The sequence below is a fragment of the Pseudoclavibacter sp. RFBJ3 genome (assembly GCF_002931375.1).
Lineage (GTDB): Bacteria > Actinomycetota > Actinomycetes > Actinomycetales > Microbacteriaceae > Pseudoclavibacter.
The window spans coordinates 118962-142636 of the sequence record NZ_PSXZ01000004.1 but is presented as its reverse complement, the minus strand read 5'-3'; the positions used below and the strand labels follow the sequence as shown (position 1 = coordinate 142636).

Here is a 23675-nt window from a genome sequence, read left to right as displayed (position 1 = left end):
GCTAGGCGGCGTCGGCCTCTCCGCGCTTGCGCCAGCGGATGCCGGCGGCGATGAAGGCGTCGATGTCGCCGTCGAAGACCTTATCGGTGTTGCCGGTCTCATGCTGGCTGCGGAGGTCCTTCACCATCTTGTAGGGGGCGAGGACGTAGGACCGCATCTGGTCTCCCCAGCTGGCGGTGATGTTGCCAGCGAGCTCCTTCTTCTGTGCGTTCTCCTCCTCGCGGCGGAGCAGGAGGAGGCGCGACTGGAGGACGCGGAGCGCGGCGGCGCGGTTCTGGATCTGGCTCTTCTCGTTCTGGCAGCTCACGACGATGCCGGTCGGCAGGTGCGTGATGCGGACGGCGGAGTCGGTCGTGTTGACGGACTGGCCACCGGGGCCGGACGAGCGGAACACATCCACGCGCATGTCGTTGTCTGGGATCTCGATCGACTCGGTCTGCTCGATGAGCGGCACCACCTCGACGGCGGCGAAGCTCGTCTCGCGGCTGCCTGCGGAGTTGAAGGGGCTCATGCGCACGAGGCGATGCGTGCCGGCCTCGACGGAGAGCGTGCCGAAGGCGTACGGGCTGTCGATCTCGATGGTGGCCGACTTGATGCCCGCCTGCTCTGCGTAGCTCGTGTCGAGGACGGAGACCTTGTAGCTGTGCTGCTCCGCCCAGCGCAGGTACATGCGAAGCAGCATCTCTGCGAAGTCGGAGGCGTCGACGCCGCCGGCGCCGGCGCGGATGGTGATGACGGCCGGGCGGGGGTCGAACTCGCCGTCAAGGAGGGTCTGCACTTCGAGGTTGCCGATGACCTTGGTGATCGACTTGAGCTCGGCTCGAGCTTCCTCGGCCGTGTCCTCGTCTTCCATCTCGACGGCCATCTGCGCGAGCACTTCGAGGTCGTCGAGGCGCTGCTCGATCTCGTCGAGACGCTTGAGGTCCGACTGGGCGTGGCTGAGGGCGGAGGTGACCTTCTGCGCGTTGTCCGTGTCGTTCCAAAGGTCGGGGACGGACGCTTCGGCCTCGAGCTCCACCACCTTCGCGCGGAGCTTGTCGGGGTTGAGCACGGCGCTGATGTCTCCGAAGGTGCTGCGCAGGGCAGTGATCTCCGAGGCGAGGTCAAGGTTGATCATGATCCCCCAAGACTAGCCGTCGGGGCTGGGCGGTGCTGGCCGGCGCGCATCGTGTCAGCTCAGCACGACTCTTGCGTCGCTGGAGACGGTGATCCGAAGTCCTGTCGGGAGGAGCGCGTGGGCGAGGGGTGGCGACCATGCGCCGGTGATGACGATGTGCGCGGTGACACCGTCGGGTGCAGTCGCGGAGTCCAGCGTGATGCTGTCGGCGCGCGCCGCGGAGAGGTCCTCGAGGGTCGCGAGGGCGCGGTCTTCCACGCGGGTCTGGCTGAGGACCGGTTGGAGTTCCCCGTCGCTGAAGACCACGTCGGCGGCGGAGAAGCTCTCGGAGGCGGAGAGCGCGACGGCGTCGGCGATCGTGAGGAGGCGCTTGCGCTCGATGGACAGCGAAGTGGCCGCGACGAGCACGTAGGCCGCGGTGAGCCCGATCATGAGGAAGACGAGGATGAGCGGGAGCACGCTGCCGCGCTCCCCGCGCGTCCATCGCAGGCCCGCTCGTGCTCGCGCGCGCATCCCGCTCACGTGGACAGGCCGAAGCGCGTGACGGCGAACGAGGAGGTCGCGCTCGTGGGGACCGAGATCGGCGTCGCCGAGTCGGTGAGGCTGGATGCGAACGGCAGCGGCACGGCGATCGTGACGGTGACCGCGAGCACCGAGCCGGTGGCGGTGCAGCTGGGGTCCGGGCCGCGGCACTCCACCGTCTGCTCGACGAGCTTCGCGTCGAATCCGTGGTCGGCGGTCGCAAGTGCGATCGTGGCCTCGGCAAGGGCCTGGGTGTCGGCTGCGGCGGGGTCCGCTGCGAGCAGTCTCGCCGCGTTGCGTGCCGCAGACTCGGCGGCGATGCTCGCACCCTGGAGCGAGGACAGCGTCAGCATGAGGTAGGCGAGCGGCACGATGAGCAGCGTGCCGAGCGTCAGGAATTCGAGGGAGGCCGAGCCCCGATCGTCACTCAGTCTCGAGCGTCTCGGTCGGCGCATGTCCGGTCACCTCCAGCGCGTCGGGGAGGCCGATCAGGCCGATCAGCGGCAGTGGTGAGCGCACGGTGACCGCGATGGTCGGTGATCCGTCGGTCTCGGTTGCCGTGGCCGTCACGTCCTGGGCGTAGCCGGCACCGATGGCGACCGTGATGAGGTCTGCCGCTCGGGTCTCCCCCGCTTCCAGGCCGCCTCCGAAGAGCCCGGCGTGCCTCGCGCCTTCCCCCGCGGCGTCCAGGAGCGTCGTGCGAACGTGCAGGGCGAAGCCCACCTGCAGGACGGTGAGCGTGAGGAGGAGGAGCATCGCCGACACCATGACCCATTCGGCGACTGCCGAACCGGTCTCGTCGCGCATCACGCCGCGCGGGTGGGGGCGGCTAGTTGAAGTCACTGACGCGGGTGATGGCGTTCTGGAAGACGTCGACGAGGAGGTCGCCGGCGACGGTCCAGAGGAGGATCACCAAACCCGCAGACATGATCGTGATGAGGACCCAACCGGGGACGTCGCCGCGTTCGGAGCTGGCTCGGTTTCGGAGTGCGTGCAGGAACTGCATGGTGTGCCTTTCGGGTGGCGGTCAGAAGCTCGTGCGGAGCACGAAGACGGCGGGGTAGAGGGCGAACAGGATGGTCGTGGGGAGGATGAGGAAGATGAGCGGAACGAGCATCTGCACTTCCTTCCGGCCAGCGGATTCCAGGAGGTCGCGTTTGCCGAGTTCCCGTGCGTCGCTCGCTTGCGCGCGGAGCACTTCGACGAGCGGCGCCCCACGTTCGAGTGCGGAGATCATGTGCTCGACGCAGCGGTCGAGCGGCAGGTAGCGGACGCCCCTGGTCATCTCGTGGAGCGCATCGGACAGCGAGACGCCGGTGTTGACGTGGTGGACGACTCGCGCGAACTCCTTCGCGAGCTCGCCGGTGCTCACGCTGGCGACGCGCTTCAGGCTGTCGAAGATGCCCTCACCTGCCGAGAGGCTGAGGGAGAGGAACTCGACGACGGTGGGGAACTCGCTGGCGATGCGTCGGTGACGGCGCTGCGCGGCGCGGCCGAGGGCCCGGTCTCGGAGGAAGATGCCGACACAGCCGAGGAGGAGAGGCAGGAGGATCTGGGCGAGGACCGGGATTCCGCGGGTCGCGCCGAGCAAGAGGCCGACACTCAGGCCCAGGCCAGCCGCAACGAGTCCCCAGGTGAGCTGTTCGGCTCGGAACCGTTCGAGCTGCGTCGTGGAGCCCGATTGGCGCAGCTGCGCAGTGATGCGGTCGCTGCCGCCGAGCACTTCATCGAGGAGGGCTCTGCCTCTCGCGGCGAATGGAGCGGCGAGTGTTCCGAGGATAGGGAGCGGGTCGCTCGCGGTCTTCTGCACGTCGGCTCGCGCCGCCGCCGAGATGTCCAAGAGGTGCGGGGCGAGACGCTCCGCGAGGTTCGGCTTGGAGAGACGCGGGACGGCGGCGAGCAGTGTCCAGAGGCCGATTCCGAGGCCGAGGCCGCAGAGCACGGCCCAGCCGAGAGTCTCGTTCATGCGAACCACCTGCGGTCGTCTTTGAGCTTCGCGATGCGGAGCATGAGCAGGTAGGCGGCCACGGTCACGCCCAGGCCGATGAGGATCACGATCGCGCCCTCGAAGCTGTTGAAGGCGCTCGCCGCCTCGGGCCTGGTTCCCAGCATGAGCAGGACGATCCAGGGTGCGGCCGAGCCGAGCTTGGCGGCGTTCATGACCCAGGACTGCTTGGCCTCGACTTCGTGGCGCACGGCCTGCTCTTCTCGCAGGTAGCTGCCGAGGCTCTTGAGCACCGTGGGGAGTTCTGATCCGCCGACGTCTCTGGACATGCGAAGCGTCTCGAGGATGCGGTCTGCGGTCGGGTCGGCGAGTCGCTCCTTCAGCTCGTCGAGAGCCACCCGGAAGCTGCCCGTCAGGCGGTACTGGCGGGTATAGGCGGCGAAGTCCTCTCGCAGCACCGCCGGCCCCGATTCGGCCAGCCCCGCGACCCCCTCGGGCAGGGCCACCCCGGAACGGATGGACGCCACCAGGTGATCGACCACGTCCGGCCACACGAGCCGGTTCCGGTTCCGCCGCTGCACGGACCGCACCCGCACGATCGTGACCGGGGCCGCCGAGCCACCGACAAGAGCGATGAGGGCAACAGCAACCACCCCCGTGAGAGCGAGCGCCACGGCACCCAACGCGAGCCCGAGCGCGAAGGCAGCACCCGCGAACACGCCGATGGGCACCCGCTCGAACCCGGCCCGCCTGAGATCCGCCTCGAAGTCGGCAACCTTGGACAGGCGTCGGTCGCGTCGCTCGCTGCTCTGCGGCCACAGCCTCGCGCTCACGACGCTCGAGACTCCCGCCCCCATCACCAGCGCCAGCAGAACGGTCACAGGGACCGCCGGAGGACACGCGCCGCATCCAAGCCGTGCGCCTCGAACTTCGCGGTTCGCGGCGGAGGGGATCCGGTCGATTCGAGTTGCGCGCGTCCACGGTTGAAGAGGGTGGCCGCCTCGATGACCTGACCGGTCACCGTACCGGTCGGGGCGAGGATCTCCCCCACGTGTCGTGTTCCCGATGCGGTCATCTCGAGGTGCACGACGAGGTCGATGCAGCTGGCCACGGTGGGCACCACGAACGCGCTGTCGATGTTGCGTCCCGCAAGGAGCGGCAAGGTGGAGAGCTTGACGAGCGCATCCCTCGCGGTGTTCGCGTGGATGCTGGAGATTCCGGGCATTCCGCTGTTGAGGGCGATCAGGAGGTCGAGGCTCTCCGCTTCCCGCACTTCGCCGACCACGAGCCAGTCGGGTCTCATGCGCAGGGCTTCCTTGATGAGGCGGCGCAACGTGATCTCACCGGTGCCCTCGAGGCTCGCCTGTCGGCATTGCAGCGCGACGACGTCGCGGGCGACGAGATCGAGTTCGAAGGTCTCCTCGACGGTGACGATGCGTTCTTCGCTGCGCACCGAGGAGAGGAGCGCGTTGATCATGGTGGTCTTGCCGGTGTGGGTCGCGCCCGAGACGAGGATGTTGCAGCCGGCGAGGACCGCGAGCTGCAAGAACTCCGCCGCCTGCGCGGTCAGCGCCTCCCGCTCGACGAGGTGGGAGAGGTCTCGGATGCGGCGCGAGAACTTGCGGATATTCACGGACGGATAGCGCCTGGTCACCTCGGGCACGGCCACGTGCAGCCGCTCGCCGTTCGGGAGCGAGGCATCCACGAATGGCGAGGACAGGTCGACTCGCCTGCCGCTCGACTGGAGCATCCGCTCGATGAGATCGCGCAGGTCAGTCTCCGGGACGACCGTCGACGTGAGCTCGGGCACCCCGCCTCGAGCGATGAAGACCCGGCTGGGTGCGTTGATCCAGATCTCCTCGATCTCCGGATCGTCGAGGTAGGGCTGAAGCGCACCGAAGCCGGTCACCCGGGCCAGCACCTCACGTGTCGTGGACTCCTCATCGTGGACCAACGGCAGCGACGAGCCCAGCGCTTCCTCCGCGTACCCCCGCACCTCCTCGCGCGCGATGTCGGCTGCCCGCGCGCGATCGCCCCCAAGGTCGATGCCCTCCAACAGGACACGACGACGGATTCGGTCAGTGATAGTGCTTACCGCGATGCTCACGGCGACAGCATGCCCAAGACTCGAAAACGCCGCAGGAGTTATCCACAGGCCTTGCGCGTCGCGGCTTCTCGGCGCTGCAGCGCCGCCATAGACTGGCCTCAGCACACGGGTTCGCTCGTGCTTGCGGGAGTGGTGAAATTGGCAGACACGCAGGATTTAGGTTCCTGTGCTTTCGAGCGTGCGGGTTCAAGTCCCGCCTTCCGCACTGTCCTTGATCTCGGTTCCCTGCGTCCAGCTGCCCGCCTGCGTGCGAGCGCGACTCAGGCGCTTGAAGCTCCTCCGACTCGACAGTCTGTCTGTTCCGGCGCTCCCGACCAACGGGTACGGTTCCAGTATCAGCACTGAGAAGGAGCATCGACGATGACCGAATTCAACGAAGCAGACCTGCAGCAGAAAGCCAAAGATCACCTCTGGATGCACTTCTCGCGCCAGTCCGTGATGGAAGACGGCGCCGGGGTGCCGATCATCGTCAAGGGCGACGGGCACCACATCTGGGATTCGAAGGGCAACAAGTACTTCGACGGCCTCTCCGGCCTCTTCGTCGTCAACGCTGGCCACGGCCGCCAGCGCCTCGCCGAGACCGCCGCCAAGCAGGCCGCGGAGCTCGCGTTCTTCCCCATCTGGTCGTACGCCCACCCGAACGCCATCGAACTCGCCGACCGCCTCGCCGACTACGCGCCAGGCGACCTCAACCGCGTCTTCTTCTCCACGGGCGGCGGCGAAGCCGTCGAGACCGCCTTCAAGCTCGCCAAGTACTACTGGAAGCTGCAGGGACAGCCCACCAAGCACAAGGTCATCTCCCGCTCGGTGGCCTACCACGGCACGCCGCAGGGCGCCCTCGCCATCACGGGCATCCCCGCGATGAAGGCGATGTTCGAACCGCTCACCCCCGGCGGCTTCCGCGTGCCGAACACGAACTTCTACCGCGCTCCCGAGCACGGCGACAACCTCGTCGAGTTCGGCCAGTGGGCCGCGAACCGCATCGAGGAGATGATCCTCTTCGAAGGACCAGAGACCGTCGCGGCGGTGTTCCTCGAGCCTGTCCAGAACTCCGGCGGCTGCTTCACGCCTCCCCCCGGCTACTTCCAGCGCGTGCGCGAGATCTGCACGAAGTACGACGTGCTGCTCGTCGCCGACGAGGTGATCACCGGATTCGGCCGCATCGGCGACATGTTCGCATCCACCACGTACGACATCCAGCCCGACATGATCACCTGCGCCAAGGGCATGACCAGCGGCTACTCCCCGATCGGCGCCACCATCGTGAGCGACCGCATCTACGAGCCTTTCAAGCACGGCCAGACGTCGTTCTCGCACGGCTACACCTTCGGCGGGCACCCCGTCTCCGCCGCCGTCGCCCTCGAGAACCTGAACATCTTCGAGGAGGAACGCCTCACGCAGAACGTCAAGGAGAACTCGCCGCACTTCCGCGCGGCTCTCGAGAAGCTCCTCGACATCCCCATCGTCGGCGACGTCCGCGGCGACGGGTACTTCTTCGGCATCGAGCTCGTCAAGGACAAGGACACCCGCGAGACCTTCAACGACGAGGAATCCGAGCGCCTCCTGCGCGGCTTCCTCTCCAAGGCACTCTTCGACGCGGGCCTCTACTGCCGCGCCGACGACCGAGGCGACCCCGTCATCCAGCTCGCCCCGCCCCTCACCATCGGGCAGGCAGAATTCGACGAGATCGAGCAGACACTGCGCGGCGTGCTCACCGAGGCCAGCTCACTCCTCTAACGCGGTCGGCTCGAGGCTCCGCACGCCAAGTCTCGCCCCGCTCCTCAACCTCGGGATGGCTTTCACGCTTCCGGATGGGTTGCTTTCCATCCGGAAGCGAGGAACCCATCCCGAAGCCGTTCGCTGGGCGGAAAGACCACGGTCGTCGGCGGGGAGCTCAGGGCGTGATGCACGTGCGAGTCCGGCACGCGGACGCGGTCGCGTGATGGACCCGGGACGCGAAAAACTCAGCCTCGCGGGATGGCTTTCGCGCTTCCGGATGGGTTGCTTTCCATCCGGAAACGAGGAACCCATCCCGAAGCGGTTCGCGGGGCTACAGGCCGAGGGCCGCGCGCAGCTTCGGCGCGAGCGCGTCGAACGCGCGGCGGCGGTGGCTCGAGGCGTCCTTCTCGGCGTCCGTGAGGTCAGCGGCTGAGCCTTCGGCGCCGTCGGGCTGGAAGATGGGGTCGTAGCCGAACCCGTGGTCCCCGCTCCGCTGCTCGAGGATGCGGCCGGGCCACACGCCGAGCACGGCCTCGCTCAGCTCCTCGCCCGTCGCCGAGGCAGACGCCGGCACGACCAGCGCGGCTGCCGCGACGAACTGCGCCGCGCGGTTCGGATGCGACACGTCGCTCAGCTGCCACAGCAGCAGCTCGAGGTTCTCCTTCGCGTCCTTCGCGGGCCCCGACCAGCGGGCGGAGAAGATGCCGGGCGAGCCGCCGAGCACGTCCACCGAGATGCCCGAATCGTCGGCCAGCGCCGGGAGCCCCGTGTGCTCTGCCGCGGCGCGTGCCTTGAGGAGCGCGTTGCTCTCGAAGCTGAGACCGGTCTCGCGCGGCTCGGGGCCGTCGTAGGCGACGAGCTCGATGCCGTCGAGCTGCGCGCCCAGGATGCGTCGCAGCTCGATCAGCTTGTGCGCGTTGTGGGAGGCGAGGACAACCCGGACCGGCTCGCTCATGCCTTGAGCGCCTCGTTCTGCAGCTCCGTGAGCGTCGCCGTGCCCGCGAGGGCGATATCGAGGAGACGGTCGAGCTCCTCGCGGTCGAACGGCGCGCCCTCGGCGGTGCCCTGCACCTCGATGAGCTTGCCGTCGCCCGTCGCGACGACGTTCATGTCCGTGCCGGCGCGGACGTCCTCGACGTAGGCCAGGTCGAGCAGCGGGACGCCGTCGACAATGCCCACCGAGATCGCGGCAACCGAGCGCGTCAGCACGTTCGCCTTCGCCGGCACGTGCTTGTTGGCCTTCGCCCACTCGATCGACTGGGCCAGCGCCACGTAGGCGCCCGTGATCGCGGCGGTGCGCGTGCCGCCGTCGGCCTGCAGCACGTCGCAGTCGATGACGATCGTGTTCTCGCCGAGCGCCGACATGTCGACGGCCGCGCGCAGCGAGCGGCCGACGAGGCGGGAGATCTCGTGCGTGCGGCCGCCGATCTTGCCCTTCACGGACTCACGGCTGTTGCGGTCGTTCGTGGCGCGCGGGAGCATCGCGTACTCGGCCGTGACCCATCCCTTGCCCTGCCCCTTGAGCCAGCGTGGCACGCCGGGCGTGAACGAGGCGGTGCACAGCACCTTCGTCTTCCCGAACGAGATGAGGGCAGAGCCCTCGGCTTGCTCGCTCCAGCCCTTCTCGATCGTCACGGGGCGAAGCTGGTCGTGGGTGCGGCCGTCTGCGCGTGCTTCGGTCATTGGTCCCTCCAAGGGGTCGGATGCGGTGCTGGAAATCGGGGCGCGGCTCGTCAGGTGCGGCGCATCGACGGCGGCAGGTTGATGGCCTCCGTCATGAGTCGCTCCACGTGGCGCACGTCGGGGCCGAGGAAGCGACCGGCGAGGTTCACGAACGCCTCCGTGTTCTCGCCCGTCGCCCGGTAGGAGTACTGCGGGGCTCGCCCGCTGGCGTTGAGGAGGCCGTTCGAGGCGAGCACGCGGTACACGTCCTGCGCCGTCTCCACGTCGCTCGAGACGAGGCGGACGTCCGGGCCGAGCACGTAGCCGAGCACGCCCTTCAGGAACGGATAGTGCGTGCAGCCGAGGACGACGGTGTCGACGCCGGCCGCCTTGATGGGCGCCAGATACTCCTCGGCGTGCTGCACCAGCTCTGGGCTCGTCGTGTCGCCTCGCTCCACGTACTCCACGAACAGCGGGCAGGCCTGCGAGAAGATCTCGAGGTGGGGGGCCGCCGCGAAAGCGTCGTCGTACGCACGTGACGACAGGGTCGCCTCGGTGCAGAGCACCCCGATGCGGTTGTTGTGCGTCGCGCTCACGGCAGCTCGCACGGCCGGCGCGATGACCTCCACGACCGGCACGTCGTAGCGTTCACGCGCATCCCGCAGCACCGCGGCAGACGCGGTGTTGCAGGCGATGACGAGCATCTTGACGTCCTGCTCGACGAGCTCGTCGAGGACCGCGAGCGACAGACGCCTGACGTCGGCGATCGGCTTCGGGCCATACGGCGTGTGCTCGGTGTCTCCGACGTAGAGAAGCGACTCCCCCGGCAGCTGCGCCCGGATCTCCCTCGCGACCGTCAGCCCGCCGACACCAGAGTCAAATACGCCGATCGGTGCCTCGCTCATGAGTGCCGAGTCTACTCCCAGGCATCAGTTGGGGCGGATGCGCACGCCGAGCACCCTTGCGCGCCCCGCGGCTGCGCCTAGGCTGGGGCGGTGACTTCCGAACGGCCGTCTACCGGCTTCCTCACCGACCAGTACGAGTTCACGATGATCGATGCCGCGGTCAACGCCGGCACCGCCGATCGTGACAGCGTCTTCGAGCTCTTCGGGAGGCGCCTGCCGAGCGGGCGCCGCTACGGAGTCGTGGCGGGAGTCGGGCGCGCGCTCGAGCTGCTGCGCGAATTCCGCTTCGGGGACGCCGAGCTGGCGCACCTCCGCGAGCACTCGATCGTCTCCCCCAAGACCCTCGACTGGCTCGCGGACTACCGCTTCTCTGGCACCATCCGCGGCTACCGCGAGGGCGAGATCTACTTCCCCGGCTCCCCCATCCTCGAGGTTCGCTCGACCTTCGCCGAGGGCGTCATCCTCGAGACGCTCCTGCTGAGCATCTACAACTACGACTGCGCGGTCGCCTCCGCCGCCGCGCGCATGGTCTCCGTCGCCCGAGGCCGACCGCTTGCCGAGATGGGCTCGCGCCGCACCGGTGAGCGCTCGGCGGTCGCGGCGGCCCGCGCCGCCTACATCGCCGGATTCAAGGCCACGAGCAACCTGGAGGCCGGACGCAGCTGGGGTGTGCCGACGATGGGAACCGCCGCGCACTCGTTCACCCTGCTGCACGACTCCGAGCGCGAGGCGTTCGCCTCGCAGGTCGCCACCCTCGGTGCCGGCACGACGCTGCTCGTCGACACGTACGACGTTCGCGAGGGCGTGCGCCTCGCGGTCGAGGTCGCCGGCCGAGAGCTGGGCGGCGTGCGCCTCGACTCCGGCGACCTGCCGACGCTCGTCGCGGAGGTGCGCGCGCAGCTCGACGAGCTCGGCAACACCGCGACCAGCATCACGGTCACGAACGACCTCGACGAGTTCGCCATCGCGGGACTCGGTGCGAGCCCCGTCGACTCGTTCGGCGTCGGCACGAGCGTCGTCACTGGCTCGGGCTCCGTCGCCTCCGGCATGGTCTACAAGCTCGTCGCCCGCCGCGGCGAGGACGGCGAGTGGGTGTCGGTCGCCAAGCGTTCCACGGGCAAGGTCAGCGTGGGCGGCGAGAAGTTCCCCGTCCGCCGCCGCGACGAGCACGGGATCGCCGAGGCCGAGGTCGTCGGCATCGGCGCTCCCCCCGTCTCCGACAAGAGCGACCGCTCGCTGCTCGTCGACCTCGTCGTCGACGGTGTCATCAACGAGGAGTACACGGGCCAGGCTGGCGTGCAGAGCGCCCGAGAGCACCACCGCACCGCCATCGACGAGCTGCCGATCGGCGCGCTCCGCCTCCACGCGGGCGAGGCCGCCCTCCCGACGGTCTTCGTCGAGCAGGACGGCCGCGAGACCGTCTGGGTCTGACAGCCCCACCCGGCGCCTCGACGCCGGACAGCACAACGGCCGCGAACCCATCTCGGGTTCGCGGCCGTCGCGCGTGCGGGTGAGCCTCGTGCATCCGGTGGATGCGCGGCTCAGCCCTTCATCTTGTCGTACACCGCCTTGCAGTTCGGGCAGACGGGGAAGCGGTCGGGGTTGCTGTTCGGCAGCCACTTCTTGCCGCATAGCGCGCGCACCGGCTTGCCCGTCACCGCCGACTCGAGGATCTTCTCCTTGCGCACGTAGTGCGAGAACTTGTCGTGGTCGCCCGGGTCGTCGGTCTGCTCCTCGTTGAGGAGCTGCTCGAGCTCGCGATCGAGGATCGCCGTGCCGCCGCCGGTCTCGTCTGGCCCGCCGGGGCCCGTTGGGGTGCTGGAGAACGTCATGCCGATCATCTTAGAACGCAAACCGCGGGCCCTACCGGATGGCTACGCGCTCTGCGCGAACGCCATGATCTCGCTGGAGCGGCGCTCGAACTGCCTGGCGCCCGCGTTTAAGCCCACGATGAGGACGATGAGCCCCACCACGACACCCCAGCCGAGGGCGACGAAGTTCCACCAGGACTCGCCGCCGTTGAGGGCGACGAGGCCCGCGTAGACGGACGGGCCCATGAGGAGGATCGCGATGAAGCCGGTCGTGGGGTGCCAGAACACGCCGGATCCCCAAGACCGCACGGGCTGGCTGAACGGCGAGTCGCCCGGTCGCGCCACCGGATACGGGTGCAGCACGCTGCCGATGCTCGAGAAGCCCGTCGCCGCGAAGAGCAAGCCGAGCGACAGGCCGACGAGGGCGAGGATCGTGCCCCACTCGCCCACGATGAGCCAGGTCACGAGTGCGCCGAGAACGACGACCACCGTGCCGAAGACGAGCGTCGGGAGGGCGCGACCGAAGCGGTCGGAGAGCCCGGACATGCCGCTCGTCACGTGCATCCACACCGCAGAGCCGTCGAAGGCGAGGTCGTTGTGGAGGGTCCACCCGATGAAGAACGCCAGCAGCGGCAAGGGAAGGAGCGCCAGGTGCCGCGGCTCTACGCCGACGACCGCCAGCGGGATCAGGGCGAGCAGCGGGATGAGGATGATCGACACGTTGACGACGACGTACCGCGGGTCGCGCATCCAGTACGTGACCGTCCGCGCCGCAACGACAAGCGCAGGCGAGCGGCCGAAGGCGCCGAACGCGCCGAGATCGACGAGCTCGGTCTCGTCGCCGCCGAGCGCAGCGGAGGCGACTCGGCCGGCGACGACCTGCCAGAGCACGAGCAGCACGACGAGCGTGACCGCACCGATGCCGAGCTGCCCGAAGGCGAGCTGCAGGTCTCCGCCTGTCGCACTCGCCGCTGCCGCCCACGGGGCCGCGATGGGAGAGAGCGAGAGCACCTCGAGCGCGGCGCTGACGGCTTCGTGCTCACCCAGCTGCCAGTCGACGGACACCGCGACGAACACGATGGGCGACGCGAGGAGCAGGAGCACGAGGACAAGCGCTGCGCGGGCGTCGCTCACGAGCCGCCTGGCCCGCAGGTCCTCACCGACGAGGCCAGCGAGGCGCGACAGCACGACGAGCGTCGCGAGGACCAGCGCGGCGCCGACGATGGCGACGAGCAGGCCTGTCGAGTCGCCGGTCCAGAGCAGGAGCCCTGCCAGCAGGACGATCGTGATCGCGAACGACGGCACGCTGACGAACGCCGTGCCGAGCGCCAGCCAGGCCGACCGCCGGGGCGAGAAGCCCATGACGGCGAGCGAGCGCGGATCGATCGCGGCGATCGGCGTCACGAACACGCTCACGAGCCCGGTCGCGATGGTCACGAGCGAGCCAGCGATGATGGCCCCCTCGCGTTTCGCCTCGATGTCGGAGTCGAGCAGCGACAGGACCGCGAACAGGGCGAAGACGGCGGCGAGGATCGACAGCAGGAGCGTGCCGATCCATGCCCCCCGATGCTGCGAGTCGCGCCGAGCGCCGTTGCGGATCGACTGCAGCTTCAGTTGAAGGAGATGTCCAGCCAATCGAGCCCCTCCATCTGTGGCGTGCCGCGCACGAGGTCGCGGAAGCGTTCTTCGAGTGTGATGCTGCCGCGCACTTCGCTCACCGTGCCGGAAGCGAGGAGCTCGCCACGAACGATGACGGCGACGTGGTCGCAGACGCGCTGCACGAGGTCCATGCTGTGGCTCGAGAGCAGCACCGTTCCCCCGCGCTGCACGTACTCGAGCAGGATGTCGATGAGCTGCCCCGCCGACACCGGGTCGATCGTGTCGAACGGCTCGTCGAGCACCAGCAGCTCCGGCGAGTGGATGAGGGCTGCGGCGAGCGAGATCTTCTTCGTCATGCCCGCCGAGTAGTCGACGACGAGGCGGTTGGCGGCCGATTCGAGCTCGAAGGCGTGCACCAGCGATTCAGTTCGCGACCGCGAGTCCGTGGGCGAGAGGCCGCGCAGGAGTCCCGAGTAGTAGAGGAGCTGTCCGCCCGTGAGCTGGTCGAAGAGACGCAGCCGGTCCGGGAGGATGCCGATGTGGGGATGCGCGGCCTTCGGGTTCTTCCACACGTCGAGGCCGAGCACCTCGACGGTGCCGCTCGTCGGCTTGAGCAGCCCCGTCGCCATCGACAGGGTCGTCGTCTTGCCGGCACCGTTCGGTCCGACGATGCCCGTGAAGGAGCCACGACGGACTTCGAAGGTGACGTCGTTAACGGCGACGTCCGCACCGAAGCGCTTCGTGAGGCCGGTGACGGACAGCACGGTGTCGCCGAGTTCACGGTCGGGTGCCTCGGTGACACGCGTGACGGGCGTCATCGTCGAGAGGCCCTCTGCCGTCGCGGCACCCAGCACCGGGTTCCTGACGGCAGCGGGAAGGCCGGACTCCTGCGCCGCGGCCTCCTCCTCTGCAAGCGATGAAGCGGTCACGCTGTCGTCGACGACGATCGCCTCGACCATGATCGCCTGGGGTCGACTCGCGTCGCCCTCCGGTACGTCTGGGCTGGCAGCACTCTCGTTCACATCGTCGGCGGCGCCATCGCCGACGTCTGAGCTCTTCGAAGACATCGCTCAACCGTACCAACGATCCGGCGTGCCACGCCGCCCCTGCGACTCCAAGCTCCCCCCAGGCGTGTCCTCATACACTGCTCGCGTCGCCATGCGCTCCGCGCTCGGCCGTGCCATCACGAGGAGGTCCAGTGTCAGATTCCAGCACTCCGCGCGTCAACGAAGGTGCCGACGCGGCGAGCTACGCCCCGTTGCCCCCGCGCGACGAGCAGCAGGCTGCGGCAGCCGGAGAGCAGGACAAGATCTGGCTCGACCGGCTCATGGCCATCCAGCGCCCGATCGTGCTGCGACAGATCCGCATCCTCCGCGGAAAGTACCCGGATGCGACCCCGAGCGAGCTCATCAAGAAGATCGAGCAGCAGTACCTCAACGCGACGACCGTGAGCGGGGGCGCAGCTGGCGCCGCCGCGATGGTGCCGGGCGTCGGCACGGCGGCGTCCCTCGCCGTGACGGGCGTCGAGACCGCCGGCTTCCTCGAGATGACCTCCCTCTTCGGTCAGGCGGTCGCCGAGATCCACGGACTCCCCATCTCCGACCCCGTGCGCGCGCGGACCCTCATCCAGTCCCTCATGCTCGGCAAGGCCAGCAAGAACCTCATCCAGCAGTTCGCAGGTCAGGCCTTCGGCAAGGGCCCGGCGAAGCAGGTGTTCTGGGGCGAGATCGTGACGAAGCGGCTCCCGCGCGCGATGGTCGGCGAGCTGTCCGGGCGCATCCAGTCGATGTTCCTCAAGCGCTTCGTCGTTCGCCAGTCGGCGAGCACGGTCGGGCGGCTCGTGCCGTTCGGCATCGGCGCCGTCATCGGGGGTGCCGGCAACCGGATACTCAGCAACGAGGTCGTGCGCACGTCCCGCGAGGCGTTCGGTGTGGCCCCCGCGAGCTTCCCCATCGAGCTGCACCCGCAGTTCGCCAGCTCCAAGCCGGACGACGGCGACGACCACAAGGCGCTGACGCGCGGGCCGTTCAGCTTCTTCCGGGTGCCGCTCGCGCTCACGCGTGGCAAGGGCAAGGAGACCGACGGGGTCTCCTAGGGAGTCCGCCTAGGCCGCCGCGTCGAGGGACACCTCGACCTCGATCACCTCGCCCTGGCGGACGACGGTGAGCGTGGCCACCTCACCCGCTTCGTAGACGCGGACGTGCGCGATGAGGTCGTTGGCGTTCGACACGGGGACCGTGCCGATGTACGTGACGATGTCTCCCCTGCTGAGGCCCGCGATCGAGGCGGCGCCGTTCTCCACGACGCTGTCGACGTAGGCGCCCACGATGCTCTGGCTGCTCGTCGCGACGGTCGCCGCGTTGCGCACCGTCGCCCCCAGCGCGCCGTGCGACGGCGTCTGCCCGGCCGCGAGCTGCGCGGCGATCTGGACGGCGTAGTTCGCGGGCAGCGCGAAGCCGAGGCCGATGCTGCCGCTCGAGGCGGCCTGCCCCTGGCCACCGGACTTGGTGCCCGCGATCGCCACGTTGATGCCGATGACCTCGCCGTTCGCGTTCAGCATGGCACCGCCCGAGTTGCCCGGGTTGATGGCGGCGTCCGTCTGGATGACGGGAAGCTGGACGATGCTCTTGCCCGGATCGGTGGTGGAGCTGAGGGGCGAATCGGTGGCGGCGTTCTCGTCGACCGTCGGCGGCACCGCGGCCGACGCGATCTCGATGCTGCGGTTGACCGCGGACACCACACCCGTCGTCGCGGTGCCGGCGAGCCCGAGCGGAGCCCCGAGCACGATCGTGGACTGGCCGACCACGATCTGGTCGGAGTCGGCGAAGGAGGCGGGCTGGAGTCCGCTGGCGTCGGTCAGCCGCAGCACGGCGACGTCGGCGAGCACGTCCAAGCCGACCCGAGTGGTCGTGAAGACACGGCCGTCGCTGGTGGTCGCCGTGATCTGCGCATCCGAGACCGTGCCGTCGAGCGTCACGACGTGGGCGTTGGTGATGACCAGGCCGTCGCCCGAGTAGATGACGCCAGACCCCGTCTCGGTGCGGGTGGGCGTGGAGACCGTGAGCGTGACCACGCTCGGGGCCGCCCCGACGATCGCCGCGCTGGCCTCTCCCGGCAGCGGGGCGGTCGGCTCGCTCGGGGAGCCGAGCGGCTGCGTGAGACGCTGGGCGTCCTGGTTGGGCTGGTTGAGCACATTCGCCGTGATGAGTGCCCCGCTCAGCCCGCCGACGACCGCCGCGACCACCGCGATGCCCGCGACGACGAGGAGGCCGGTGCGCCGGCTGACCACGGGCGCATCGTCGTGGATGGAGTGCAGGTGGGCCCCGGCTCGGTGGCGGCCGTGCTCCTCGGCCCGCGCAGCGCTCGACTGGGTCTGCGCGCTGTTCGCGTCGGCGCCCGCAGCGGGTGATGAGTCGAGCATGAGGATCCTGACGTTCTCGATGCGTCGGGGCGCATCCGTGGCGCAAGTCTAGGGAGCGGACGGAGCGATCGCTCTGGTTTCGGCGGCACGTCGCGGTTCGAGATTCGATCGTGACTCGGCCGGTGACAGACTGGATGCATGCGCAGAGACGGACCATGGCTCCGGGCGGCCCAGGGGGCTGGCCTCCTCTCCCCGAGTGGCGAACTGCAGGGCACGGTCTTCGGCGAGATGACCGAGCTCGCCCGCACCACGGGATCGGTGAATCTAGGGCAGGGCTTCCCGGACTACGCCGGACCGCGGGAGCTGCTGGATGCGGCGATCGAGGCGATCGCGCGCGGCGAGAACCAGTACCCGCCGCCCCGGGGGACTGCAGATCTGCGCGCCGCGATCGCCGAGCACCAGCAGCGGTTCCGCGGCGTCGCGCTCGACCCCGACCGGGAAGTCCTCGTCACGGTCGGCGCCACCGAGGCACTCGCCGCGACGGTGCTCGGGCTCGTCGAGCCTGGCGAGGACATCGTGGTCCTCGAACCCCACTACGACGCGTATGGGGCGCTCGCTCGGCTCGCCGATGCCCGCCTCGTGACCGTCCCGCTCAGGTGGCCCGCGTTCCGGCCAGATCACGATGAGCTGCGGCGCGCGGTCTCCGACCGGACCCGCCTCATCATCGTCAACACGCCGCACAACCCGACGGGTGCCGTGCTCCCCCGCGAGACGCTCCAGCTCATCGTGGACCTCGCCGCGCGCCACGACGCGATCATCGTCACCGACGAGGTCTACGAGCACCTCGTCTTCGACGGGGCGCATGTCGCCATCGCCAGCCTCCCGGGGGCGGCGTCGCGCACGCTCAGCATCGGCTCGGCAGGCAAGACCTTCAGCGTGACCGGCTGGAAAGTCGGCTGGGTCACCGGGCCCGCCGCCCTCATCGAGGCCGTGCTCGCGGTGAAGCAGTACCTCAGCTACGTCGGCAGCGGGCCGTTCCAGCCAGCCGTCGCTGTCGGGCTGAGACTCCCGGAGCGTCGTTTCGACGAGGAACGCCAGCGCCTCCGGGCCAAGCGCGACCTGCTCGTGACCGCGCTGCGCAGCCGCGGCCTGGAGACGGCGACTCCGGCATCCGGCTACTTCGCGATCGCCGACGCGGCGAGCATCGGGTACACGGATGCGACCGAGCTGTGCCGGCGGCTGCCGCGCGAGATCGGGGTGGTCGGCATCCCCGTCGCCGCGCTGTGCACCCCGGAGCGGCAGGGCGACTACCGCTCGCTGGTCCGCTTCGCGTTCTGCAAGAGCGACGAGGTGCTCGATGAGGGCATGCGCAGGCTCGACCGGCTGGGCGAGCTCAGCCGGTAGCGGCTCAGTCCGTCGGCGCTGCCTCGACCGGCACGACCCGGTACCTCCGGAGCTCGAGCGCCGGGTTCTGCTCGCGAACCGAGTCGAGCACCTCGAGCGACACCCAGCCGATGGAGAGCCCAGCCTCGATGCCCCCGCCCGCGATCGTCGCACCCCTGGGGTCGATGACGGCGCTGTGACCGACGCCGATGGGGGCTGGATGGTCGGCCGCGGCGAAGTAGACCGTGTTCTCGATGGCGCGGGCCGCGAGCAGGGTCGTCCAGTGATGCTCTTTCAACGGTCCGCGCACCCATTCCGCGGGGATCGCGATGAGCTCGGCCCCCGCATCCACGAGGGTCCTCGAGACCTCGGGGAACCGAAGGTCGTAGCAGGTCTGCAACCCGACCCGGACGCCGCCGACCAGGAATGTCTGCGGCGCGGCCGTGTCACCGGCCACGACCCAGTCGCTCTCCTTCGCCCCGAACGCGTCGTAGAGGTGCACCTTGCGGTACTGGGCGACGACCTCGCCCGTGGCGTCGACGGCGACCAGCGTGTTGGCGAAGCGCTGCGGGTCCTCCGACGTCGCCACGAGCCCCGCGACGATCGTCACGCCGTGCTCTGCCGCAAGCGAGCGCATGAGCGAGACGAAGGGCCCATCGAGGTCCTGCGCGTTCCGCACGAGCTCCGGCCCGAGCTCCGGCAGGAAGAAGCTCGCGTACTCGGGCACGACGACCAGCTGGGCCCCGCGGTCCGCCGCGAGAGCGACGTTCTCGCGCAGCAGCCGCTCGTTCTCCGCGAGATCCGAGCCCGGGGCGTACTGGGCGACGGCGACGGCGAGCGGAGACCGCTTGGCCGCGCCGCCGCGTGCACTGGCGGTCGCATCGAGGGGGGCAGGCGCGTCGAGTGGCATGACGCGAGCCTACGTCGAGCGCCGGGACGCGGGAAACTCTTCACCAAGGTGTCATCCGCGACGCACCGGCCTCAGCTTGTCTGGGCGCTCGGTCACGAGTACCTTCATTCTGCGAGCGGTGCGCTCGCAGTCACGAGGAGTCGCCCCATGCCTACCTACGCCGTGCTCTTGAAATACGAGGTCGTCTCGGCGCTCGTCATCGAAGCCGAATCCGAAGACGAAGCGGCGAAGATCGCCAACGAGTTCGAGTCGGAGGCACACGACGCCGTCGAGGACACCGACGACGTCCGCGTCTCCTCCCGCCTGTGGGGCGACGGCACCCTCGAGGTGCAGTCCGCCTCCGACGACGAAGCCGCAGAAGACCTCCTCGACGAGTGGATCGACGAGATCGAGAGCGAGCTCGAGGACTCCGACGAGGACGACGACCTCGACGAGGTCGAAGCAGAGCTCGACCCGGCCGGCGATGACGAGGTCGACGACTTCGACATCACCTCCGACGACGAAGACAGCGCAGCCAAGAAGGCCTAGCCTCAGCTGCACGGAAGAGGGGCCGGATGCATCGCATCCGGCCCCTCTTCTTCGCTTGAACGCGCGGTCCGCGGCCGGCCGCTGTCCAACTTCGGTGCGATATTCGGCCGATGGCGCCGGAACCGCGGCCTTCGACGCCGTTCTGCACTGATGTTGGACAGCCGCGCCCCGCTACACGCGGGCGATCGCCGAGATGTCCTCCTCGAACTCGCGCTCGACCTCACTCGACACGGTCGTGCGCGTCGAGGAGATGGCGGCGAGGAAGTCGTCCGTGGTGGGGCCGAGCGGCACCACGTCGCCGGAGTTGCGCGCGGCGACGGCACGCTCGAGCGCGACCTGCGAAGCACGGCGCGCGGCGAACTCGATGTCGGCGGGCGAGTATCCGCTCGTCTGCTCGACCAGCGCGGGCACGTCGACGGAGTCGCTCACCGACTCGGGCACGTACCGCTCCCAGATCGCACGACGCGCGGCGGCATCCGGCAGCCCGATGGGGATGACGTAGTCGAAGCGGCCGTGACGCAGGAACGCCTGGTCCAGGGCGCGGATGAAGTTGGTGGCGCAGATGAGGAGTCGCCCTGGCTTCTCCCGGAAGGCTGGGATGATCTTCAGGAGCTCGTTGGTGACGCCCTGCGTGGGCGACGGCGGCTCCCCGCCTCGGTGCGACGCGATCTCCTCGACCTCGTCGATGAAGACGACGGCATGCTCGAGCGACTCGACCTGCTCGAACGTCTCGCGCAGCTCGCCGGCGAGGCCACGCGGCGACGCCGACAGGCGGGACGGGAAGACCTCGACGAACGGCCAGCCGAGACGGGAGGCGATGCCCTTCGCGAAGGTCGTCTTGCCCGTGCCCGGAGGGCCGAAGAGCACGATCGCGCGAGGCGGCACGACGCCGTACTCCTCGGCGAGGTCGGGGTCGCTGAGCGGCAGCACGAGTCGTCGCTCGAGCACGTCCTTCTCGTGCTGCATGCCGCCGATCGCGTCCCAGCGGTCGGAGGGCAGGATGCGGCCGCCGAGCTCGCGAAGGGCCACCATCTCCTGCTGCTTGACGCGGATCTCCCGTTCGAAGTAGCGCAGGTGGCGTTTGTCGGCGAACCCTGCCTTCGTGAGCGCCCCCACCTGCGTCTGCTCGTCAGGAACGAGGATCGTGAGCTTCTGCAGCCCGTGCTGCGCCATCCGCTGCTCGAGGGAGGCGAGCAGGGCCCCGCCGATTCCGCGGCGGCGCCATTCGTCGTCGGTCCCGAAGAACACGATCCAGCCCTGGTCGTGGGCCGCACGCGCAACCGCGACGCCGACGATCTTCTCGCCCGCGACCGCGACGACGGCGGTGTCCTTGCGGGTCGAGGCGATGACCTCGCTGAGGCCGTACACGGGCTCCGTGCCGGAGCGGCGGTGCTGCTCCCAGAGACGGAGCAGCGCGTCCATGTCCGTCGGCTGGAAATCGCGGATGCGCCAGGTGCTCATCGTGTCGCCTCCTGTCTGACTCCCGCGAGCGCGGCGAGTGCGCGGCGGTTGGCTTCCGGCGAGCCGATGGTGATGCGGATGCCTTCGCCGGGGAAGGCTCGGGCGAGCACGCCGGAGCGGGTGAGTGCGGCGTCGATGTGCTCGGTGTCGTCGCCGAGCCTGAGCCAGACGAAGTTCGCCTGGGATTCGCCCACGTTCCAGCCCTGGGCCCGGAGCTCGTCGGTGACGCGGGCGCGTTCGCTGACGATGTCGTCGATTCGCTCGCCGAGCTCGGCTTCGGCGTCGAGGGAGGCGAGGGCGGCGGTCTGGGCGAGGGCGGAGACCGCGAAGGGCACGGAGACCTTGCGGAGGTTGGCTGCGACGTCTGCCTGGGCGACGGCGTAGCCGATGCGGAGTCCTGCGAGGCCGTAGGCCTTGGAGAAGGTGTGCAGGACGGCGACGTTGGGGAACTCCCGGTAGAGGTCGATGCCGATGGCGGTCTCCGCGTCGCGGTTGAAGTGCTCGTAGGCCTCGTCGATGACGACGAGCACGTCGCTGGGGACGCGCGTGATGAATGCACGGACCTCGGCGTGGGTGAGGGTCGCTCCCGTGGGGTTGTTGGGGTTGCAGACGAAGATGATCGCGGTGCGGTCGGTGATGGCGTCGACCATGGCGTCGAGGTCGTGGCGCTCGTCGGCGGTGAGGGGCACCTGCACCGGCGTCGCTCCTGCGCCGATCGCGATGATCGGGTACGCCTCGAAGCTGCGCCAGGCGAACATGACCTCGTCGCCTTGTCCCGCGCTGGCTTGGACGAGCTGTGTGGCCACCTCGACGGAGCCTGCTCCGAAGACGATGTTCTCGGGTTCGACGCCCTGGAGCGTCGCGACGCGCGAGGTGAGTTCCGGTGCCGCCATGGACGGGTAGAGGTGGATGCGCTCGAGCTCTTCGGCAACGGCCGCGCGCACGGAGGCGAGCGGCGGGAACGGGTTCTCGTTGGAGGAGAGCTTGACGACGTCGCTGGTGCTCGGCATGGCACCCTGCTTGTAGGCGGGGATGCTGTCGAGGGCGCTGCGCTGCTTGACCATGCACTGAGCGTACAGAGAATCCGAAGCTTGCAGCGCGCCGTGGGCTGCGCTGTCGTAGCGTTGGGCCATGTGCGGTCGCTATGTCACCCCAGCAGTCGAGCACGTCGAGGCGCTCTTCGATATCGAGGCCCTCGGCGCTGATCTGCCGGAGCCGTCGTTCAACACTCCCCCGACCGACCCGGTCCCCGTGGTGGTGGAGCCCGAGCCCAAGGGCGGTGGGGCCGCGGTTCGCCGCGTCGAGCGTGCGAGGTGGGGGCTGCTGCCGCCGTTCGCGAAGGATCCGAGCTTCTCGTCGAAGGCGTTCAATGCGCGCATCGAGACGGTGCTGGAGAAGCCGACGTTCCGTGGGCCGGTGAAGCAGCGGCGAGCGATCGTGCCTGCTGTCGGCTACTACGAGTGGCGCAAGAAGGCAGACGGCACGAAGTCCGGGTCGAAGACACCGTTCTTCATCCACCCGGAGCACGACGACGAGCTCATCGCGTTCGCTGGCCTGTACTCCTGGTGGGCGGACCCCACGAAGCCCGGCGATGATCCGTCCAGGTGGCTGCTGACGACGACGATCCTGACGCGGGGGTCGACGGGTGAGCTGGCGAGCATCCACGACCGCATGCCGCTCATGCTGCCGCGCGCGCTCTGGGATGCGTGGCTCGACCAGTCGGTGGTGGGCACGCAGGGGCTGCTCGACGAGGCGAGCCAGGCGGGTGTCGAGCTGGCGTCGACGCTCGCCATGCACGAGGTCGGCCCCGAGGTGGGTCGGGTGTCGAGCACGGGGCCGCAGCTGATGGCCCCCGTCAGCACGCCGGGGTAGTCAGCGAGGAGTCAGGAGCCGGTGCCGCGGGCGGCTCGGCGCGCGGTGGACGCCGCGAGGTGGGTGCGCACTGCCGCTGCGGCAGCGACGGGGTCGGCGAGGCGGATGGCGTCGGCGATAGCCCGGTGCTCGGCGAGGACTGCGGCAGCCTCGGCCGCGTTGCGGTCCACGTCGGAGATGCGCGCTGGAGGCAGGATGATGGCGCGCGCGCCCATCCGGTCGAGGGCTGTCAGGAAGTAGCGGTTGCCGGACGCGGCGGCGATCGCACGGTGGAAGGCGAAGTCCGCGTCGACGGTCTCGCTCGGCAGGCTCGCCTTCGCGAGGGAGGCGAGGGCCGCGTCGATCTCGGCGATCTCCTGCGCTGACGGGGAGCGGGCCGCGAGCGCGGCGGCCTCGACCTCCACGGCGATTCGGAAGGCATGGAGCTCTGCGCGCTCCGCTTCGGAGTGCGCGCCCAGCCAGTCGTCGCCCGTCGTCGCGACGGGAGGGGTGAGGGCGTAGCTTCCCGATCCCACACGCGTGCGCACGAGGCCGCGCGACTGCAGGCGGTGCAGCGCTTCGCGGACGACGCTCCGGCTCGCCCCGAACTCCTCGACGAGGCCGCCCTCGCTCGGCAGCCGGTCGCCGGGGGCGATGCTTCCCTCGACGATGCGGTCGGCCAGGACCTTGGCGATCTCCTCGGCGCGCGTCATGCTCATGCACACATCGTGCCATCCCTCGCCCGGGCGTCGCGCGGGGCGGGCGGGGGCCTCGGGGAGGAAGCTCCTTGGGGC

General features: G+C 69.4%; 25 protein-coding genes and 1 tRNA gene. 7 read left to right on the top strand and 19 right to left on the bottom strand.

Features of this window, described 5'->3' with window-relative positions; all coding sequences use genetic code 11:
* Position 1 precedes the first annotated feature (1 nt).
* Genes prfB through C5E07_RS04470 form a run of 8 tightly spaced genes read right to left on the bottom strand, consistent with a single transcriptional unit; the run spans position 2 to position 5691 of the window.
* Positions 2-1117, bottom strand: a complete 1116-nt coding sequence (gene prfB, locus C5E07_RS04500; protein ID WP_104241542.1) for a peptide chain release factor 2 — start codon at positions 1115-1117, stop codon at positions 2-4.
* A gap of 54 nt (positions 1118-1171) precedes the next feature.
* Positions 1172-1576: a hypothetical protein gene (locus tag C5E07_RS04495; RefSeq protein ID WP_146080505.1), complete on the bottom strand. Its 405-nt coding sequence runs from the start codon at positions 1574-1576 to the stop codon at positions 1172-1174.
* A 59-nt stretch (positions 1577-1635) separates the two neighbouring features.
* Positions 1636-2094, bottom strand: coding sequence for a pilus assembly protein TadE (locus tag C5E07_RS04490; protein WP_104328136.1), 459 nt, complete (start codon positions 2092-2094; stop codon positions 1636-1638).
* Positions 2063-2446, bottom strand: coding sequence for a TadE/TadG family type IV pilus assembly protein (locus C5E07_RS04485; protein ID WP_104298591.1), 384 nt, complete (start codon positions 2444-2446; stop codon positions 2063-2065). The genes C5E07_RS04490 and C5E07_RS04485 overlap by 32 nt, the downstream gene beginning before the upstream one ends.
* A gap of 22 nt (positions 2447-2468) precedes the next feature.
* Positions 2469-2645: a hypothetical protein gene (locus tag C5E07_RS19410; protein WP_181057789.1), complete on the bottom strand. Its 177-nt coding sequence runs from the start codon at positions 2643-2645 to the stop codon at positions 2469-2471.
* 21 nt (positions 2646-2666) lie between these two features.
* Positions 2667-3605, bottom strand: a complete 939-nt coding sequence (locus C5E07_RS04480; RefSeq protein WP_104298590.1) for a type II secretion system F family protein — start codon at positions 3603-3605, stop codon at positions 2667-2669.
* Positions 3602-4465: a type II secretion system F family protein gene (locus C5E07_RS04475; RefSeq protein WP_104298589.1), complete on the bottom strand. Its 864-nt coding sequence runs from the start codon at positions 4463-4465 to the stop codon at positions 3602-3604. The genes C5E07_RS04480 and C5E07_RS04475 overlap by 4 nt, the downstream gene beginning before the upstream one ends.
* Complete coding sequence (locus C5E07_RS04470; protein WP_104298588.1) at positions 4462-5691, bottom strand: CpaF family protein; 1230 nt, start codon at positions 5689-5691, stop codon at positions 4462-4464. The genes C5E07_RS04475 and C5E07_RS04470 overlap by 4 nt, the downstream gene beginning before the upstream one ends.
* Positions 5692-5814: 123 nt before the next feature.
* On the opposite strand from C5E07_RS04470, the gene C5E07_RS04465 reads away from it, so the two are divergent.
* A tRNA-Leu gene (locus C5E07_RS04465) sits at positions 5815-5896 on the top strand.
* Between the two features lie 155 nt (positions 5897-6051).
* Complete coding sequence (locus C5E07_RS04460) at positions 6052-7428, top strand: aspartate aminotransferase family protein (RefSeq protein ID WP_104298587.1); 1377 nt, start codon at positions 6052-6054, stop codon at positions 7426-7428.
* 313 nt (positions 7429-7741) lie between these two features.
* On the opposite strand, the gene rdgB is transcribed toward C5E07_RS04460, so the two are convergent.
* From rdgB to murI, 3 genes are read right to left on the bottom strand one after another with little or no spacing between them, the layout of a single operon-like run.
* Positions 7742-8365, bottom strand: a complete 624-nt coding sequence (gene rdgB, locus C5E07_RS04455) for an RdgB/HAM1 family non-canonical purine NTP pyrophosphatase (protein ID WP_104298586.1) — start codon at positions 8363-8365, stop codon at positions 7742-7744.
* Complete coding sequence (gene rph, locus C5E07_RS04450) at positions 8362-9093, bottom strand: ribonuclease PH (RefSeq protein ID WP_104241552.1); 732 nt, start codon at positions 9091-9093, stop codon at positions 8362-8364. The genes rdgB and rph overlap by 4 nt, the downstream gene beginning before the upstream one ends.
* A 50-nt stretch (positions 9094-9143) precedes the next feature.
* Entirely contained in the window at positions 9144-9977 is an 834-nt protein-coding gene (gene murI, locus C5E07_RS04445) for a glutamate racemase (protein WP_104298585.1), read from the bottom strand.
* Positions 9978-10067: 90 nt separating this feature from the next.
* On the opposite strand from murI, the gene C5E07_RS04440 reads away from it, so the two are divergent.
* Positions 10068-11408, top strand: coding sequence for a nicotinate phosphoribosyltransferase (locus C5E07_RS04440; RefSeq protein ID WP_104298584.1), 1341 nt, complete (start codon positions 10068-10070; stop codon positions 11406-11408).
* Between the two features lie 110 nt (positions 11409-11518).
* Here the strand turns inward: C5E07_RS04440 and C5E07_RS04435 are convergent, their stop codons facing one another.
* The 3 genes from C5E07_RS04435 to C5E07_RS04425 are packed head-to-tail and all read right to left on the bottom strand — an operon-like array spanning position 11519 to position 14454.
* Entirely contained in the window at positions 11519-11809 is a 291-nt protein-coding gene (locus C5E07_RS04435) for a DUF3039 domain-containing protein (protein ID WP_104242105.1), read from the bottom strand.
* A 42-nt stretch (positions 11810-11851) separates the two neighbouring features.
* Positions 11852-13423 carry a hypothetical protein gene (locus C5E07_RS04430; RefSeq protein WP_104298583.1) on the bottom strand — a complete coding sequence of 524 codons (1572 nt, stop codon included), beginning with the start codon at positions 13421-13423 and terminating at the stop codon, positions 11852-11854.
* On the bottom strand, positions 13399-14454 hold the full coding sequence (locus C5E07_RS04425) for an ABC transporter ATP-binding protein (RefSeq protein WP_308471350.1): 1056 nt from the start codon (positions 14452-14454) through the stop codon (positions 13399-13401). Before C5E07_RS04425 ends, C5E07_RS04430 begins: the two co-directional genes overlap by 25 nt.
* Before the next feature lie 131 nt (positions 14455-14585).
* Between C5E07_RS04425 and C5E07_RS04420 the strand changes: the two genes are divergently transcribed.
* Positions 14586-15482 (top strand): hypothetical protein, encoded by an 897-nt coding sequence (locus C5E07_RS04420; RefSeq protein WP_104241556.1) that lies wholly within the window; start codon positions 14586-14588, stop codon positions 15480-15482.
* 9 nt (positions 15483-15491) lie between these two features.
* Here C5E07_RS04420 and C5E07_RS04415 read toward each other — a convergent pair whose 3' ends face one another.
* Positions 15492-16808 (bottom strand): S1C family serine protease, encoded by a 1317-nt coding sequence (locus C5E07_RS04415; RefSeq protein WP_104298582.1) that lies wholly within the window; start codon positions 16806-16808, stop codon positions 15492-15494.
* Positions 16809-16946: 138 nt separating this feature from the next.
* On the opposite strand from C5E07_RS04415, the gene C5E07_RS04410 reads away from it, so the two are divergent.
* A complete protein-coding gene (locus C5E07_RS04410) occupies positions 16947-18152 on the top strand; it encodes an aminotransferase class I/II-fold pyridoxal phosphate-dependent enzyme (RefSeq protein ID WP_104298581.1) in 1206 nt (401 codons plus the stop codon).
* 4 nt (positions 18153-18156) lie between these two features.
* On the opposite strand, the gene C5E07_RS04405 is transcribed toward C5E07_RS04410, so the two are convergent.
* Positions 18157-19041: a carbon-nitrogen hydrolase family protein gene (locus C5E07_RS04405; protein ID WP_104298580.1), complete on the bottom strand. Its 885-nt coding sequence runs from the start codon at positions 19039-19041 to the stop codon at positions 18157-18159.
* Positions 19042-19188: 147 nt separating this feature from the next.
* On the opposite strand from C5E07_RS04405, the gene C5E07_RS04400 reads away from it, so the two are divergent.
* A complete protein-coding gene (locus C5E07_RS04400) occupies positions 19189-19569 on the top strand; it encodes a hypothetical protein (protein ID WP_104298579.1) in 381 nt (126 codons plus the stop codon).
* Positions 19570-19740: 171 nt separating this feature from the next.
* Here the strand turns inward: C5E07_RS04400 and C5E07_RS04395 are convergent, their stop codons facing one another.
* Positions 19741-21030 carry an ATP-binding protein gene (locus C5E07_RS04395; protein ID WP_104298578.1) on the bottom strand — a complete coding sequence of 430 codons (1290 nt, stop codon included), beginning with the start codon at positions 21028-21030 and terminating at the stop codon, positions 19741-19743.
* A complete protein-coding gene (gene hisC, locus C5E07_RS04390; RefSeq protein WP_104298577.1) occupies positions 21027-22094 on the bottom strand; it encodes a histidinol-phosphate transaminase in 1068 nt (355 codons plus the stop codon). The genes C5E07_RS04395 and hisC overlap by 4 nt, the downstream gene beginning before the upstream one ends.
* Positions 22095-22161: 67 nt before the next feature.
* Between hisC and C5E07_RS04385 the strand changes: the two genes are divergently transcribed.
* A complete protein-coding gene (locus tag C5E07_RS04385; protein ID WP_104241563.1) occupies positions 22162-22902 on the top strand; it encodes an SOS response-associated peptidase in 741 nt (246 codons plus the stop codon).
* A gap of 11 nt (positions 22903-22913) precedes the next feature.
* Here C5E07_RS04385 and C5E07_RS04380 read toward each other — a convergent pair whose 3' ends face one another.
* Positions 22914-23600, bottom strand: a complete 687-nt coding sequence (locus C5E07_RS04380; RefSeq protein ID WP_104298576.1) for a FadR/GntR family transcriptional regulator — start codon at positions 23598-23600, stop codon at positions 22914-22916.
* Positions 23601-23675 lie beyond the last annotated feature (75 nt).